Source organism: Achromobacter sp. 1011811831, assembly GCF_059760905.1.
On sequence record NZ_JCBANG010000044.1, the window covers coordinates 1 to 15,464 of the forward strand.

The 15,464-nt window shown below is 66.7% G+C and carries 13 protein-coding genes; 4 read left to right on the top strand and 9 right to left on the bottom strand.

Annotated elements, in window-relative coordinates:
• Window positions 1–46 precede the first annotated feature (46 nt).
• From AC6LJ9_RS17235 to nudC, 3 genes are all read right to left on the bottom strand, one after another.
• Window positions 47–3,670 (bottom strand): hydantoinase B/oxoprolinase family protein, encoded by a 3,624-nt coding sequence (locus tag AC6LJ9_RS17235; RefSeq protein ID WP_498148517.1) that lies wholly within the window; start codon window positions 3,668–3,670, stop codon window positions 47–49.
• A gap of 101 nt (window positions 3,671–3,771) precedes the next feature.
• Complete coding sequence (locus AC6LJ9_RS17240; RefSeq protein WP_498148518.1) at window positions 3,772–4,281, bottom strand: winged helix DNA-binding protein; 510 nt, start codon at window positions 4,279–4,281, stop codon at window positions 3,772–3,774.
• A 131-nt stretch (window positions 4,282–4,412) separates the two neighbouring features.
• A complete protein-coding gene (nudC, locus tag AC6LJ9_RS17245) occupies window positions 4,413–5,180 on the bottom strand; it encodes an NAD(+) diphosphatase (RefSeq protein ID WP_498148519.1) in 768 nt (255 codons plus the stop codon).
• A gap of 342 nt (window positions 5,181–5,522) precedes the next feature.
• On the opposite strand from nudC, the gene AC6LJ9_RS17250 reads away from it, so the two are divergent.
• From AC6LJ9_RS17250 to AC6LJ9_RS17265, 4 genes are all read left to right on the top strand, one after another.
• Window positions 5,523–6,497, top strand: a complete 975-nt coding sequence (locus tag AC6LJ9_RS17250; RefSeq protein ID WP_498148520.1) for a TRAP transporter substrate-binding protein — start codon at window positions 5,523–5,525, stop codon at window positions 6,495–6,497.
• 7 nt (window positions 6,498–6,504) lie between these two features.
• Window positions 6,505–7,005, top strand: coding sequence for a TRAP transporter small permease (locus AC6LJ9_RS17255; RefSeq protein ID WP_498148521.1), 501 nt, complete (start codon window positions 6,505–6,507; stop codon window positions 7,003–7,005).
• Window positions 6,998–8,299, top strand: a complete 1,302-nt coding sequence (locus AC6LJ9_RS17260; RefSeq protein ID WP_498148522.1) for a TRAP transporter large permease — start codon at window positions 6,998–7,000, stop codon at window positions 8,297–8,299. The genes AC6LJ9_RS17255 and AC6LJ9_RS17260 overlap by 8 nt, the downstream gene beginning before the upstream one ends.
• A gap of 330 nt (window positions 8,300–8,629) precedes the next feature.
• Window positions 8,630–9,706, top strand: coding sequence for a porin (locus AC6LJ9_RS17265; protein WP_498148523.1), 1,077 nt, complete (start codon window positions 8,630–8,632; stop codon window positions 9,704–9,706).
• 152 nt (window positions 9,707–9,858) lie between these two features.
• Here AC6LJ9_RS17265 and AC6LJ9_RS17270 read toward each other — a convergent pair whose 3' ends face one another.
• The 6 genes from AC6LJ9_RS17270 to AC6LJ9_RS17295 form a co-directional block, all read right to left on the bottom strand.
• Entirely contained in the window at window positions 9,859–10,566 is a 708-nt protein-coding gene (locus AC6LJ9_RS17270; RefSeq protein ID WP_498148547.1) for an ABC transporter ATP-binding protein, read from the bottom strand.
• A 4-nt stretch (window positions 10,567–10,570) separates the two neighbouring features.
• Window positions 10,571–11,293 (bottom strand): ABC transporter ATP-binding protein, encoded by a 723-nt coding sequence (locus AC6LJ9_RS17275; RefSeq protein WP_212314826.1) that lies wholly within the window; start codon window positions 11,291–11,293, stop codon window positions 10,571–10,573.
• Window positions 11,274–12,257, bottom strand: coding sequence for a branched-chain amino acid ABC transporter permease (locus AC6LJ9_RS17280; protein ID WP_498148524.1), 984 nt, complete (start codon window positions 12,255–12,257; stop codon window positions 11,274–11,276). The genes AC6LJ9_RS17275 and AC6LJ9_RS17280 overlap by 20 nt, the downstream gene beginning before the upstream one ends.
• A gap of 1 nt (window position 12,258) precedes the next feature.
• Window positions 12,259–13,110, bottom strand: a complete 852-nt coding sequence (locus AC6LJ9_RS17285; protein ID WP_212314831.1) for a branched-chain amino acid ABC transporter permease — start codon at window positions 13,108–13,110, stop codon at window positions 12,259–12,261.
• A 54-nt stretch (window positions 13,111–13,164) separates the two neighbouring features.
• The gene (locus AC6LJ9_RS17290) at window positions 13,165–14,415 is read right to left on the bottom strand and encodes an ABC transporter substrate-binding protein (RefSeq protein WP_498148525.1); all 1,251 of its coding nucleotides are present in this window, start codon (window positions 14,413–14,415) and stop codon (window positions 13,165–13,167) included.
• A 224-nt stretch (window positions 14,416–14,639) separates the two neighbouring features.
• Window positions 14,640–15,446, bottom strand: coding sequence for a putative hydro-lyase (locus tag AC6LJ9_RS17295; protein ID WP_498148526.1), 807 nt, complete (start codon window positions 15,444–15,446; stop codon window positions 14,640–14,642).
• Window positions 15,447–15,464: the final 18 nt, after the last annotated feature.

Below are 15,464 nucleotides of genomic sequence, written 5' to 3' on the forward strand. Positions count from 1 at the left end.
AGCCTGACGCTTCCCGCGAGCGGCGCCCGAGGCTGCCGCCCAGCGCCTACAGCGCGCCGTAGCCGCCGCCTCCCGGCGTTTCCACCACGAACACATCGCCCGGGCGCAGCTGGGCGCTGTCCTGCGGACCCAGCGGCTGCACCGTGCCGTCGGCCCGCTCGACATAGTTGCGGCCCATGGCGCCCGGCTGGCCGCCCGACAGGCCGAACGGCGCGTGCAGGCGGTTGTTCGACAGGATCGCGGCCGTCATGTCTTCCAGGAAGCGCATGCGGCGCACGCCGCCGTCGCCGCCCGGATAGCGCCCGCCGCCGCCCGAGCCGTGACGGATCTCGTACGACTCCAGGCGTACCGGGAAACGGAACTCCAGCACTTCCGGATCGGTCAGGCGCGAGTTGGTCATGTGCGCCTGCACCACCGAGGTGCCGGCGAAACCCTCGTCCCGAGGACCGGCCGCGTCGATGCGGACCGGACCAGCTCCGGTGCCGCCCGAGATGGTCTCGTAGTACTGGTGGCGCGCGTTGCCGAAGGTGAAGTTGTTCATCGTGCCCTGGCTGGAGGCCAGCACGCCCAGCGCGCCGTACAGCGCGTTGACGATGCACATGGACGTTTCCACGTTGCCCGCCACCACCGAGGCCGGCGAGTTGGGCCGCAGCATGGAGCCTTCCGGCAGCACGATGGACAGCGGCACCAGGCAGCCGTCGTTCAACGGGATGTCGTCGTTGACCAGGGTGCGGAACACATACAGCACCGCGGCCACGGCGATGGCGCCCGGCGCGTTGAAGTTGTTGTCCAGCTGCGGCGAGGTGCCGGTGAAGTCCACCACGGCGCTGCGCGCCGCATTGTCCACCCGCACTTCCACCTTGATCACCGCGCCGTTGTCCAGCGGGTACTCATAGCGGCCGTTCTTCAGCACCGAGATCACGCGGCGCACCGCTTCCTCGGCGTTGTCCTGCACGTGCCCCATGTAGGCGCGCACCACGTCCAGGCCGAAGTGATCGCACATGCGCAGCAATTCCTGCACGCCCTTTTCGTTGGCGGCGATCTGCGCGCGCATGTCGGCGATGTTCTGGTCCGGATTGCGCGCCGGCCAGCGGCCCGAGCCGAGGATGTCGCGGGCAGCCTGCTCGCGCAGCTCGCCGTTCTTGACCAATTGGAAATTGGTGAAGAGCACGCCCTCGTCCTCGACCGTGCGCGAATCCGGCGGCATCGAGCCCGGCGTGGTCCCGCCGATGTCGGCGTGGTGGCCCCGAGAGCCGACGTAGAACAGGATTTCCTTGCCGCCCCGGTCGAACACCGGGGTGATGACCGTCACGTCGGGCAGGTGCGTGCCGCCGTGGTAGGGATCGTTCACTACATACGCGTCGCCCGGCATCATGCGGCCACGGTTGGCGTTCATCACGGTGCGCACCGACTCGCCCATCGAACCCAGGTGCACGGGCATGTGGGGCGCGTTGGCGATCAGGCGGGCCTGGGCGTCGAAGATCGCGCAGGAGAAGTCCAGGCGTTCCTTGATGTTCACCGAGTACGCGGTGTTCTGCAGGCGGTAGCCCATCTGCTCGGCGATGGACATGAAGAGATTGTTGAAGACCTCAAGCATGACCGGATCGGCCTGGGTGCCGATGGCGCGGCGCTCGGGACGCGCCTCGACGCGGCGCAGCACGATGTTGTCCTGCCCGGTCAGCTCGGCCTGCCAGCCGGCTTCGACGACCGTGGTCTGGTTCGGCTCGGAGATGATGGCCGGGCCGGCGACCTTGTCGCCGCCCGCCAGCGCCTCGCGCACATAGAGCGGCACGTCGCGCCAGGCGCCGCCGCTGTACATGCGGACCTGGCGGCTGGGTGCCAGCGCGGCGTCGCGGGTCTGCGCGACCGAGGCGCCGTCCACGCGCTCGCCGCCGCCGGTGGCCTCGACCGAGATGGTCTCGACCACCAGCGCCCGGTCGGGCATCAGGAAGGAGTAGCGCAGGCGATAGGCCGCCTCGAAATCCTGGCGCGCCTGCTCCAGCGTGGCGAACGGCACTTCGAGCGAGGTGTCGGTGCCCTGGTACTTCAGGTGCAGGCGGCGCTGCACGGAAATGTCGGACTCGGCCACGTGCTGGCGCCGCAGTTCGCCTACCGCCTGGCCCGCCAACTCGTCCAGCTCGCCGGCGAGCGCCTGCATCAGCGCCGCGTCCAGCACCTGCTCGACGGTTTTCTGGCGCATGTCGGTCTGGTCGGCCAGGCCCATGCCATAGGCCGACAGCACGCCGCCCAGCGGGTGCGCGAAGACCGTGGTCATGCCCAGGGCGTCGGCCACCAGGCAGGCATGTTGCCCGCCGGCGCCGCCGAACGTGGTCAGCGCGTACTCGGTCACGTCGTGGCCGCGCTGCACCGAAATGCGCTTGATGGCCTCGGCCATGTTGCCGACGGCGATTTCCAGGAAACCTTCGGCCAACTGCTCGGGCGTCATCTCGCGCCCGGTGGCCGCGCGCACCTCGTCGGCCATGGCCGTGAAGCGCGCCACCACGGCATCGCGGTCCAACGGCTCATTGGCCTCGGGGCCGAACACCTTGGGGAAGAAGTCGGGCTGGATCTTGCCCAGCAGCACGTTGCAGTCGGTCACCGCCAGTGGACCGCCACGGCGATAGCAGGCGGGGCCGGGATTGGCGCCGGCCGAATCGGGGCCGACGCGCAGGCGCGCGCCATCGAAATGCAGGATGGAGCCGCCGCCGGCCGCCACCGTGTGGATGCTCATCATGGGCGCGCGCATGCGCACGCCGGCCACCTGGGTCTCGAACTCGCGCTCGAATTCGCCGGCGTAGTGCGACACGTCGGTGGACGTGCCGCCCATGTCGAAGCCGATCACCTTGGGGAAGCCGGCCTGTTCGCTGGTGCGCACCATGCCGACGATGCCGCCGGCCGGGCCGGACAGGATGGCGTCCTTGCCACGGAAGCGGTGCGCGTCGGTCAGGCCGCCGCTGGACTGCATGAACATCAGGCGGATGCCGGGCAGCTCGCCGGCCACCTGGTCGACGTAGCGCTTGAGGATGGGCGACAGATAGGCGTCCACCACGGTGGTGTCGCCGCGCGACACGTACTTGATCAGCGGGCTGACCTCGTGCGAGGCCGATACCTGCGTGAAGCCCAGCTCGCGGGCGATGCGGGCGGCGCGCTGCTCGTGCTCGGGCGCCTTCCAGGCGTGCATGAACACGATGGCGACCGCGCGGATGCCGCTGTCATGGGCGGCGCGCATCGCAGCGCGCAGTCCGTCCTCGTCCAGCCCGCGCACCAGCTTGCCCTCGGCGTCCATGCGCTCGTCGGCCTCGACCACGGACTCATAGAGCATTTCCGGCAGCACGACGTTGCGGTCGAACAGGCGCGGACGGTTCTGGTAGGCGATGCGCAGCCCGTCGCGGAAACCCTTGGTGGTCACCAGCAGCGTGCGCTCGCCCTTGCGCTCCAGCAGCGCGTTGGTGGCCACCGTGGTGCCCATCTTCACGCACTCGACCTGCTCGGTCGGCACGGGCTGGCCCGGCGCGATGCCCAGCAGCTTACGGATGCCCGCCACGGCGGCGTCGCGGTACTGCTCGGGGTTTTCCGACAGCATCTTCGCGGTCGTGGTGCTGCCGTCGGGACGACGCGCCACGATGTCGGTGAACGTGCCCCCACGGTCAATCCAGAATTGCCACTTCATGATCAGGTAGTCCTTGAAAACAGAAAAATTGCCGTGGCGCGGTGCCGACGGATGCTGCTGGCGGCGGAGCGGGCTCCGCGCCGTATTCGGGTGGGTCGGGATCAGAGGGAAGTCGCGGCGCGCGCGGCCTGGTCGTACAGGCCGGACAGCGCGCGCAGCGTGTGCGCGAGCTGGCGACTGAACTCCAGCCCGCCGCCGCCCGGGCCGTTCAGGCCGGAGGTCAGGCACTGCTCGCGGATTTCCGCATAGCGCTTGAGCACCGTCGAACCTTCCTTGGTGACGCTGTAGAACACTTCCTTGCTGGCGCGCTCGCCCTGCACCATGCCCAGGCGCTCGAGCTTCTTCAGCGCGTAGCTGACGATGTGCGTGTCCTCGACGTTGAGCGTGAAGCAGATATCGGCCAGCTTCTTCGGCCGCTGCCGGTGATACACGTGGTGAAAGACCATCACGTCGGTGCGCGTCAGGTCCGGCAGCCCGGCCGCCGCCATGCAGCGCACGATCCATCGGTCGAACGCGTGGCCGGCGATCATCAGGCCGAATTCGACTTCGGACAGATCGGGCGAACTGCCCCCAGCCAGATGGGCGGAGGCGGCGATCAAGGTTGAGGTCATGGCTGGCTGGCGGAGTTCATGTCCTCAAAATACTAATAATTTATCTACATTTCATCAATAAAAAATAACTAGGGTGCGAGCGGAAACGCCCCTTTCAAGGGAATACCCCTAGAAAAAATGCCGTCTTGCGACTAGCCGGCCCAGCCCTGCGGCATGTGGGCGCGGATCAGCGCGCCCGCGATGGACACGCGCCCCGCGATCTCGGGCATGGGATCGCCGGGACCGAACCAGCGCGCCTCGAGGATCTCGTCCTCCTGCACGCGGATCTCGCCGGACACGTAGTCGGCCGTATAGGCGATCATCAGCGAATTCGGGAAAGGCCAGGACTGGCTGCCGAAGTAGCGCAGGTTGCCGACCTTCAGGCCCACTTCCTCGTAGACCTCGCGGTGCACGGTCTGCTCGATGCTCTCGCCCGGCTCGACGAAGCCGGCCAGCGCGGTATAGATCGCCGAGATGCGCCCGGCATGCCGCGCCAGCAGGATGCCGTCGCCATGCCGCACCAACACCATCATGGCCGGCGAGATGCGCGGATAGGCGCTATGGCCACAGGCCGGGCAGCGCAGGCAGAACTCGCCCGCCACGCGCTCCGCCGGCGTGCCGCAGGCGCCGCAATAGCGGTGCGTGCGCGCCCATTCGGCGATCTGGTAGGCGCGTCCGGCCTGGGCCATGCCGTGGTCGTCCAGCACGCCGAACAGGCCGCGCAGCTTGCGGAACGCGTAGCCTTGCGGCGCTTCGATACCGGGCTCCACGTGCGCGGCGCGCTGCGGCGCGCCGGGATCCAGCCATACAGGTTGCAGCGCCTGCGGCGGCAGGCCCAGACCCGCGCACACCTGCGCGTCGGGCAATACGCCGGTCTCTTCCACGACCAGCAATTCATCACGGCGAAAAACGAAGTTCACTCCAGGCCCCTGTATGGCATAGCGGATGCTGGAATTTTATTCACTTGGCAAGCAAGCTTCGATGCCAATCGCATGCATGCCACGCGCGCCGGACACTTTGCCGGGACCGCAAGCACGCGCGATGTCGGCCGCGCATGGCGGACCATGTGTTGGATTCATGCGCGGGCGCGCGCCGCAACGCCTAGGAATAACCCGTAAATTCAACATTTGCCTGCTCGCCGTGACCGGCCGGCAACATAGAATGATTGCGCTTTTCAGCGGCGCGTCATCTGCGCCCGGCTCTTTTCCGCCATGTCTACCGGGCTCCGCCCCGTCTATATCACCGCACAGAAGGACCACCCCATGCACAAGAAAATCTCGCTGCTGGCCGGCAGCATCGTCCTGGCATTCAGCGCGGGCGCGCAGGCCCAGACCAAGTGGGACCTGCCCAGCGCCTACCCGGCGAGCAACTTCCACGTCGAGAACCTGACCAACTTCGTCAAGGACGTGGATAGCCTGTCGGGCGGCAAGCTGAAGATCACGCTGCACAACAACGCCTCGCTGTACAAGGCGCCCGAGATCAAGCGCGCGGTGCAAGGCAACCAGGCCCAGATCGGCGAGATCCTCTTGACCAACTTCGCCAACGAAGACCCGCTGTACGAGCTGGACGGCCTGCCCTTCCTGGCCACCGGCTACGACGCCTCGTTCAAGCTCTACCAGGCGCAGAAGCCGTTCCTGGAAAAGAAGCTCAACTCGCAAGGCATGACGCTGCTGTACGCGGTGGCCTGGCCGCCCCAGGGCATCTTCGCCAACAAGGACATCAAGCAGATCTCCGACATGAAGGGCCTGAAGTGGCGCGCCTACAGCCCGGTGACGGCCAAGATCGCCGAACTGGTCGGCGCCCAGCCGGTCACGGTGCAGCAGGCCGAACTGGCCCAGGCCATGGCCACCGGCGTGATCGATTCGTACATGTCCTCGGCGTCCACCGGCTACGACACCAAGACCTACGAGTACATCAAGAAGTTCTACGACACCCAGGCCTGGCTGCCAAAGAACGCGGTCATCGTCAACAAGAAGGCGTTCGACGCGCTCGATCCCGCCACGCAGGACGCGCTGAAGAAGGCCGGCGCGCAGGCCGAGGAACGCGGCTGGAAGCTGTCGCAGGAAAAGAACAAGTGGTACCAGGAAGAGCTGGCCAAGAACGGCATGGAAACCGTCAAGCCCACGGTCGAGCTGAAGGAAGGCCTGTCCGTGATCGGCAAGCGCATGCTGGACGACTGGCTCAAGAAGGCCGGCGCCGACGGCCAGGCCATGATCGACGGCTACCGGAAGCAGTGATATCGCCATGCGCCGCTTTCTGGATACTCTCTACGGCGCGGCCGGCCTGCTGGCCGGCCTGTGCACCGTCGGCGTGCTGGTCTCGGTGCTGGCCGCCATCATCGCGCGCCAGCTCAGCCTGAACATCCCCGGCACGGACGCCTATGCCGGCTACTTCATGGCCGCGGCCGGCTTCCTGGCGCTGGCCAGCACCTTCAAGCACGGCGAGCACATCCGCGTCACGCTGCTTTTGAACTCGCTGTCGCCCGCCGGCAGTCGCCGCCTGGACATCTTCGCGCTGGCCGTGGGCGGCCTGCTGGCCGCCGCGTTCGCGTTCTTCAGCATCAAGCTGACCTACGACTCCTGGCAATTCAACGACGTCTCCACGTCCAACGACGCCACGCCGCTCTGGATTCCCCAGATCAGCATGGCCGTGGGCACGGTCCTGTTCCTGGTCGCCCTGCTCGACGAGCTGGTCCGGCGCTCGCGCGGCATCGCCGCCGCTACTTCGCAGCAAACCCATGAATGAACTCCTCGTCATCACCCTGCTGGTCGTCTCGATCTTCGCGCTGCTGGGCTGCGGCGTCTGGGTCGGCCTGACCCTGGCCGGCACCGCCTGGATCGGCATGGAGATCTTCTCCAGCCGCCCAGCCGGCGACGCCATGGCCGTCACGATCTGGGGCGCCGCGTCCAGCTGGACCCTCACCGCCCTGCCCCTGTTCCTGTGGATGGGCGAGATCCTGTTCCGCACCCGCCTGTCGGAAGACCTGTTCAAGGGCCTCGCGCCCTGGCTGAACCGGCTGCCCGGCCGGCTGCTGCACACCAACGTGATCGGCTGCGCGATCTTCGCGGCGGTCTCGGGCTCGTCGGCGGCCACCTGCGCCACCGTCGGCAAGATGACCATTCCCGAACTCACGCGCCGCGGCTACCCGGAATCCAAGATCCTGGGCACGCTGTCGGGCGCCGGCACGCTGGGCCTCCTGATCCCGCCCTCGATCATCATGATCGTCTACGGCGTGGCGGCGGACGTGTCCATCGCCAAGCTGTTCATCGCCGGCATCGTGCCGGGCATCCTGCTGGCGCTGTTGTTCATGGGCTACATCGCCTGGTGGGCGATCCGCAATCCCGGCGAGGTGCCGGCGGCCGATCCGGGGCTGACGTTCCGCGAGAAGCTGTCGCGTTCGCGCCACCTGATTCCGGTCATGCTGCTGATCGGCGCGGTGCTGGGCTCCATCTACAGCGGCATCGCCACCGCCACCGAGGCGGCGGCCGTGGGCGTGGTCGGCGCGCTGATCCTGTCGGCGTTGCAGGGCTCGCTGAATCGGTCCTCGTTCATGCAATCGCTGCTGGGCGCCACCCGGCTGTACTGCATGATCGCGCTGATCCTGGCGGGCGCGCAGTTCCTCACGCTGGCCATGGGCTACATCGGCCTGCCGCGCGCGCTGGCCGAATGGATCGGCGGACTGGGCCTGTCGCAGTTCGGGCTGATCATGGCGCTGATGGTGTTCTTCATCATCCTGGGCTGCTTCCTGGACGGCATCTCCATCGTGGTGCTGACCATGGGCGTGCTGCTGCCCACGGTGCAGGCGGCCGGCATCGACCTGATCTGGTTCGGCATCTTCATCGTTTTCGTGGTGGAAATGGCACAGATCACGCCGCCGGTGGGTTTCAACCTGTTCGTGCTGTCGGGCATGAGCGGACGCGAGCTGCCCTATATCGCGCGCGCCTCGCTGCCGATGTTCTTCCTGATGATCCTGGCCGTGCTGCTGCTGTACGTGCTGCCCGGCATAGCGACGTGGCTGCCCCAGCACATGTCGCTCTGATACGCGATCGCTTAAAAACCCTGCACTAGCTGCAGGGTTTTTTTTGAACAATTACGTGATTGTCCGCGTAATGTCACTTTTTCAAATCCTGTAAACCCAGCGAAAACGCGAAAAGATTAATCCGCCCATACCGTTCGTAACCTTTTTAGAATTCCAGGGCGCTAGAGGTTGCATCACGATGGCGCGTTCAAGCCCCTTGGACCCCTGCTCCGGACCCGCGCTCATCCCAGCGTCGGTGCATGGGCCCAGCGCCTGACGATCAGCCAGACGCAACATGCCGAGCCACAAGCACGGCGCTCTAATAACAGAAATGACAAAGGAGAAGTCTTCGTGAAACGCATCACCCTCACTCTCGCCGCCGCAGGCCTGGGCCTGGCTGCCGGCACCGCCGCCGCCGAAACCAGCGTGACCCTGTACGGTATCGCCGACGTCAGCATCCGCTACGTCAATACCAGCGACGGCGTAACCGGCGCCGACGGCAGCCGCCTCTCGATGTCCAACGGCGCCATTTCCAACAGCCGCTGGGGCCTGCGTGGCTCGGAAGACCTGGGCGACGGCAACCGCGCCTTCTTCCGCCTGGAGCAAGGCTTCGATGTGCAGAACGGCAAGTCCACCAATTCCAGCAAGACCTTCAACCGCCTGGCCTACGTCGGCCTGGACGGTGGCAAGATCGGCGCGCTCACGATGGGCCTGCAGAACACCGTGATCCAGGACCTGATGGCGGACTACTTCGATCCGCTGACGGTCGGTAACTACGCGGAGAACTCGTGGCTGCCCGCTGCAATGGGTCGCGTCCGCGCGGATAATGCTTTCCGCTATGCGAACACTCTCGGAGACCTGGCTGTGATTGGCCAATGGTCCAATGGCGACAAGTGGTCGGACCGCAAGGCTGGCCAGCAAATGGGCATCAGCCTGCGCTACACGATCGGCCAGCTCGGTCTGGGTGGAGCCTTCCAGAAGACTTTCGAGGCCAACGACTCGGACAAGCGTCAGCAGGTGTGGAACCTCAGCGCCTCGTATCAGTTCGAAGTCGTCAAGGTCTTCGCCGGCTATTTCAACGGCAAGGACCAGACGAACTGGACCAACGGCGTCATGGGCCGCGCTGTGGACCCAGCCAGCACCCTGGATCGCAAGGACAATGGCTACTTCCTGGGCGCCAGCTGGCAGGCCACTCCGCGCTGGACCATCACCGGCGCCGCCTACTATGACCAGGCCAAGAACGTCGTAGTCGACGGCGACAAGGGCAAGCGCTACGCCTTGATCGCCGTTGCCGAGTACGCGCTGTCCAAGCGCACCCAGGTGTACGGCACCGTGGACTACAACAAGGTCCGCGACGCCTCCACCGGTGATATCTCCGGCCGCACCAGCCAGGTCGGCGGCGGCCTCGGCATCCGCCACATCTTCTGATCGTCAACCACGATTCAAGGCCCGCCCCCGGCCGCATGAAGAAGAAAACCCCACCGCTCGCGCGGTGGGGTTTTTCTTTGCCCTGACGCCGTCCCGCCACGCGCCCGATGAGCGGGAAGCAGGACCGTAAGGCGGCTCGCGCCGCCCCGTCCTCACATGCCCAGATACGCCTTGCGCACCTCGTCCGACGCCGCCAGCTCCGCCGCCGAACCGGACAGCGCCACCCGCCCGCTCTGCATCACGTAGGCGCGCGCCGCCACCTCCAGCGCCTGCGTCATGTTCTGCTCGACCAGCAGCACCGACAGGCCATGGTCGCGGTTGAGCGCGGCCAGCGCATCGAACACCTGCTCGACCAGCAGCGGCGACAGGCCCAGGCTGGGCTCGTCGATCAGCAGCAGCCTGGGGCCGCTCATCAGCGCGCGGCCGATGGCCAGCATCTGGCGCTCGCCGCCCGACATGGTGCCGGCCAGCTGCTCGCGCCGTTCCTTCAGACGCGGAAACAGGCCATAGACCTGCTCCAGCCGCTCGCGATAGACCCGTTCGTCGCGCACCGTGTACGCGCCCAGCCGCAGGTTCTGCTCCACCGGCTGGCGCGCGAACACGCGCGCGCCCTCGGGAATCATGGCGATCCCCTGCGTCACCAGCCGGTCGGGCGGCGTGCCCGTGATGTCCCGACCTTCGAAGATGACGCGGCCGGCCTTGGGCTTGACCGAGCCCACGGTGGCCAGCAGCGTGCTGGACTTGCCGGCGCCGTTGGCGCCAAGCAGCGCCGCGATCTCGCCGGGGCGCACCTCCAGGGAAATATCCCGCACCGCCTGCACGCCGCCATAGGACACGCTCAGGTTCTCGATCTTCAGCATCGCCTCATGCACGGTGCTTCCTCCCCAGATAGGCTTCGATGACGGCCGGGTCGCGCACGATATCCTGCGGCGCGCCCTGGGCGATCATCTGTCCGAAATTCAGCACCAGCACGCGCTGCGCCAGCCGCATCACGACCTCCAGCACGTGCTCGACGATGATCAGCGTGACTCCCGCCGCGTGGATGCCGCGCAGGATCTCGGCCAGCGCGATGGCCTCGGCCGGATTCAGGCCGCCGGCGACCTCGTCCAGCAGCAGCATGCGCGGCTCGGTGGCCAGCGCCCGCGCCAGCTCCACGCGCTTCTGGCCGGCCACGTTCAGCTCGGCGGCCCTGACGCCGGCGCGGTCCGCCAGCCCCACCTGCTCCAGCACCTTCATGGATTCGCGGCGCGCGTCCGGCAACCTGGGATGGCGCAGCAAGGCGCCCACCATGGCATTCTCCAGCACCGTCATCTGGCCGAAGCTGCGCGGGATCTGGTACGTGCGCACCAGGCCCATCGCCGCCACCTGCTCGGGGCGCTTGCCGACCATGGACTGGCCATCGAACACCACCTTGCCCGAGGTGGGCTCGTGGTGGCCGACCAGGCCGTTGAACAAGGTGCTCTTGCCCGCGCCGTTCGGCCCGATGATGGCGACGATCTCGCCGGCCTGCACCGACAGCGAGATGTCCTTGTTGGCCACCAGCCCGCCGAAGCGCTTGGTCAGATTCTCAACGTCCAGCAGAGCCATGGCGCTTCCTCAACGTAATCAGGCCACCGGGCAGGAACATGGTGACCAGCAGAATGGCCAGCCCGAAAATCAGCAGATCCAGGCCCAAGCCCGAGCTGCCCCACAGCACCCGCGTGCCTTCCGACAGCGGCAGCAGCACCGCCGCGCCCAGCCAGGGCCCCAGCAGCGTGCCCACGCCGCCCAGGATCGTCACCAGCACCACCTGCACCGACATGGTCAGGCTGAACATGGACTCCGGATCGATGAAGCCCACGTACATGGCGAAGAAGCCGCCCCAGACGCCCGTCATGCCGGCCGACAGCACGAAGGCCAGCATCTTGTAGCGGTCGGCGGCCACGCCCAGGCTGCGCGCGGCGGCCTCGTCGCCGTTGATGGCGCGCCAGTAGAAGCCGGTCTTCGAATGCACCAGGAAGTACGTGGCGCAGAACGTCAGGAAAGCCAGGCCCACGGCGATCCAGTAGTACGGCACCTTGCTGCGGAACAGCAGCATCCAGGCCGCGTCGCCGATCGGAGCCTCCAGCCCCACGGCGCCGCCCGCCCAGTCCCAGTTGATCATCAGCAACAGGCCGATCTGGAGCAGCGCGATGGTGGCCATGGCGAAGTAGTGGCCCGACAGCCGCAGCGTCGGCCCGCCCACCAGCCAGGCCAGGCCCGCGCTGATCAGCCCGCCCAGCGGGATGCCCAGCAGCGGCGTGAGCTTCAGGTGATGCAGCAGCAGCAAGGTGGTATAGCCGCCCACGCCCACGAACACGGCATGGCCGAAGGAGATCCGCCCCAGGAAGCCGCCGACCAGGTTCCAGCACGCGCCCAGCGCGCCGAACATGATCGCCAGCAGCAGCACCTGCAGCGTGAAGGAATCGGTGACCACGGCGGGCACCAGGGCCAGGCCAACCGCCAGCAGCGCGGCTACCGCCAAGGGCCATTTCGGCGATTTGGAAATATCAGCAGGTTTGTTCATCGCCATCTCACCACCGTCCGAACAGGCCCTTGGGCCGATACCAGAGAACCAGGATGAACAGGATGAACACGCTCACCGTCTTCAAGGCCGGCGCGACGAAGTAGCCCGTCATGGCCTCGATGATCCCGATCAGGATGCCGGCGATGAACGCGCCCGGCAGGGAGCCGAACCCGCCCATGCACACCGCCACGAAGGCCAGCAGGCCGAACACCGTGCCCACCGAGGGAAACACATAGAAGAACGTGGTCAGCAGCGCGCCCGCCACGCCGACCGCGGCGCTGCCTAGCATCCAGACCTGGGCATTGACGCGGTCGGGCGAGATGCCGACCAGCGCCGCCACCTGGCGGTCTTCCGCCACCGCCTGCAGGGCGTGGCCCCAGCGCGTGCGATAGACGAGGATGAACAGCACGGCGACCAGCAGCAGCGCCACCAGCCCGGTGATGACCTGCGGACGGCCCAGCGAGACGCCGGCCAGCGACACGCTGCCGGACACCAGCGTGTCGGGCAGGCTGCGGTAGTCGGGGCTGAAGGCGATGAAGGCCAGCTGGCGCAGCACCAGGCCCAGGCCGAAGGTGGCCAGGATGATGGCCATGGCCGGCCCCTTCTGCAGCCGCCGGATGATGAGCGCGTAGGTCATGAAGCCGACGAAGGCCAGCGCGATGGCGACCAACGGCGCGGACATCGTGGGATCGATATGGCCAAGGGTGAACAGCCAATAGGCGGCATACATGCCAAGCATCAGGAATTCGCCGTGGGCGAAATTGATGACGTCGGTGATGCCCCAGATCAGCGCCAACCCCACCGCCACCGCGGCATAGATCAGGCCGTTGAACAGGCCTGCCGAGAGAGCTTCGAACATGAGGGACTCCTGCGGCGGGCGCCACGGCCCGCCACTGCTTTCAAGTGATGCGGCTTATTTCCAGCTGAACGGCAGCGTGGGCAGGCTCTTGTCCGTGCGGTACTTGTCCGGCCACACGGTCTGGTAGCCGGCACCCTTCAGCTCCAGGATCAGGCCGGCGCCCTTGGTGTTCTGCCCCTTGGCGTCGAACTTCACGCCGTCCCAGGGCATGGCCACCTGCGATTCGCCCAGGTCGGTCGCGGCCAGCGCCTTGCGGATCGCCTCGGGATCGGTGGAGCCGGCCCGGTTGATGGCATCGGCCAGCACCAGCACGCCCTGCATGGAGCGCGCGTTGTTGCCGTTCAGGTCCTTGCCGGTCTTGGCCTTGTACATGTCGTTGATCTTCTTGAGCCCCGCCTTGGCCGCGGCCACGTCGTTGCCCCAGACATCGCGCGACAGCACGCCCTGCACCTGCGGCCCGACTTCCTGCACGAAGCGCGAATCGATGAAGCCGGCGTCGTTGGCCAGCAGCACCGGCGGCGCGTACTTGCTCTCGCGCATGGTGCGCACGAACAGCATGGCGTCGGACGTATAGCTGGCGAAGATCGCCACATCGGGCTTGGCCGCCGACAGCTTCTGCACCTCGGCCGTGACCGAGGCCGAACCGGCGCTGTAGGCGATATTGGCCACGACCTCGCGCTTGTACTGCTTGGCGAACTTCTCGACCGCCTTATAGGTGTTCACGCCGAAATCGGTGTTCTCGTACACCACGGCGATCTTGGTGGTCGGGACGGCCTTCACGCCGTCCAGGAACTGCATCATGTTCTCGATGAAAGTGTCATCGTTGGGCGAGGTGCGGAAGAACCACTTGTAGCCGCGCTCGGTCAGGTCCGGACTGCTGGACTCGCCGTTCAGGTAGGGAATGCCGCGCTGCTCGGCGATGCGGCTGGCGGTCTTGGTCACGGCGGACTGATAGGCGCCGGTCAGGGCCACCACCTTTTCCTGGTCGATCAGGCGCTGGGCGTCGGCCAGCCCGACTTCCGGCTTGCCCTGGGAATCGCCGAACACCACTTCGATCTTGGCCCCGCCCAATGCCGGCAGGCCGCTGCCGGCAGCCAGCGGAATGCCTTCCAGTTCGGGATGCGGATTATTGACGATCTCCACGGCCAGCTCGACCGCAGCCTTGATCTCGGCGCCGGTGGACGCCAGCGCGCCGGACAGCGGATAGATCGCGCCGATGCGCACGGTCTTCTGCTGCGCCGAGGCCGGCACGGCGGACAACAGGGCCAGACTTGCGACCACACCCGCAATGAGCTTCATCTTCATTACTGAACTCCCGGAATAAGCCTGATGGCTGAACTTGCGCGGGGCCGGACGCCCCGCCTGGTTACGTTTCGTCCGGCGGCAAGACGCCCTCCTCCGCGATCGCGGAAGATGCCGGCACTCGTTCGTTGTCGCCTTTTCCCCTTGTCCTGTGATGGATCGTTATGGAGGCAAAACAAAAATAGCGCTTAAGGCCGCCGCTGGCTAGCGGGGCTTATGCTCAGATATCAAAGTATCGCCATCTGGCTGTTGACCAGATCCGTGACCAGCATGTGGCCCGGCGCGTGGGTGATGCAGAATTCCGGCTTGACGGCAGCCACCACCGACTGCGGCGTGACGCCGCAGGCCCAGAACACGGGAATCTCGTCTGGCAGGATCTCGACCGCGTCGCCGTAGTCGGGTTTGGCTATGTCTGCGATACCGATCAGGGACGGATCACCCAGGTGCACCGGCGCCCCGTGCACCGACGGAAAGCGCGACGTGACCTGGATGGCGCGGATCGCGTCCGCCGCTTTCAGCGGGCGCATGGACACGACCAGCGGGCCGCCGAACACGCCCGCCCGATGCGTGGGCACATTGGTCCGGTACATGGGCACGTTGCAGCCCTGCTGGATGTGGCGCACGGGCAGGCCGTTGTCCAGCATGGCTTCCTCGAACGAGAAGGAGCAGCCGATCAGGAAGGACACCAGGTCGTCGCGCCACCAGTCGCGCACATCGGTGGGCTCGGCCACCAGCTCGCCATGCTTCCAGACGCGATAGCGCGGGATGTCGCTGCGGATGTCGATGTCCTGCCCCAGTTCCGGCAGCGAGGGATCGCCCGGCTCGGACATGGCCAGCAAGGGACAAGGCTTGGGATTGCGCTGGCAGAAATGCAGGAAGTCGGCGGCCAGCGCGCGCGGCAGGATCGCCAGATTGGCCTGTACATGGCCGGGCGCCAGGTTGGCGGTGGGGCCGGTGAGCCGGCCGCTGCGGGCGTCGAGCCGCGCCTGGCGGGCCAGCGCGACGCTGTCGCGCGCTACGGTGATTGCGTTCATGTTGATCCCCTTGAATCT

Coding starts and splice junctions, on each gene's coding strand:
- AC6LJ9_RS17280 (WP_498148524.1), bottom strand. CDS start 12,257: ATGGCGATGAACAAACCTGCTGATATTTCCAAATCGCCGAAATGGCCC.
- AC6LJ9_RS17250 (WP_498148520.1), top strand. CDS start 5,523: ATGCACAAGAAAATCTCGCTGCTGGCCGGCAGCATCGTCCTGGCATTC.
- AC6LJ9_RS17255 (WP_498148521.1), top strand. CDS start 6,505: ATGCGCCGCTTTCTGGATACTCTCTACGGCGCGGCCGGCCTGCTGGCC.
- AC6LJ9_RS17270 (WP_498148547.1), bottom strand. CDS start 10,566: ATGCTGAAGATCGAGAACCTGAGCGTGTCCTATGGCGGCGTGCAGGCG.
- AC6LJ9_RS17240 (WP_498148518.1), bottom strand. CDS start 4,281: ATGACCTCAACCTTGATCGCCGCCTCCGCCCATCTGGCTGGGGGCAGT.
- AC6LJ9_RS17285 (WP_212314831.1), bottom strand. CDS start 13,110: ATGTTCGAAGCTCTCTCGGCAGGCCTGTTCAACGGCCTGATCTATGCC.
- AC6LJ9_RS17235 (WP_498148517.1), bottom strand. CDS start 3,670: ATGAAGTGGCAATTCTGGATTGACCGTGGGGGCACGTTCACCGACATC.
- AC6LJ9_RS17275 (WP_212314826.1), bottom strand. CDS start 11,293: ATGGCTCTGCTGGACGTTGAGAATCTGACCAAGCGCTTCGGCGGGCTG.
- AC6LJ9_RS17290 (WP_498148525.1), bottom strand. CDS start 14,415: ATGAAGATGAAGCTCATTGCGGGTGTGGTCGCAAGTCTGGCCCTGTTG.
- AC6LJ9_RS17260 (WP_498148522.1), top strand. CDS start 6,998: ATGAATGAACTCCTCGTCATCACCCTGCTGGTCGTCTCGATCTTCGCG.
- AC6LJ9_RS17295 (WP_498148526.1), bottom strand. CDS start 15,446: ATGAACGCAATCACCGTAGCGCGCGACAGCGTCGCGCTGGCCCGCCAG.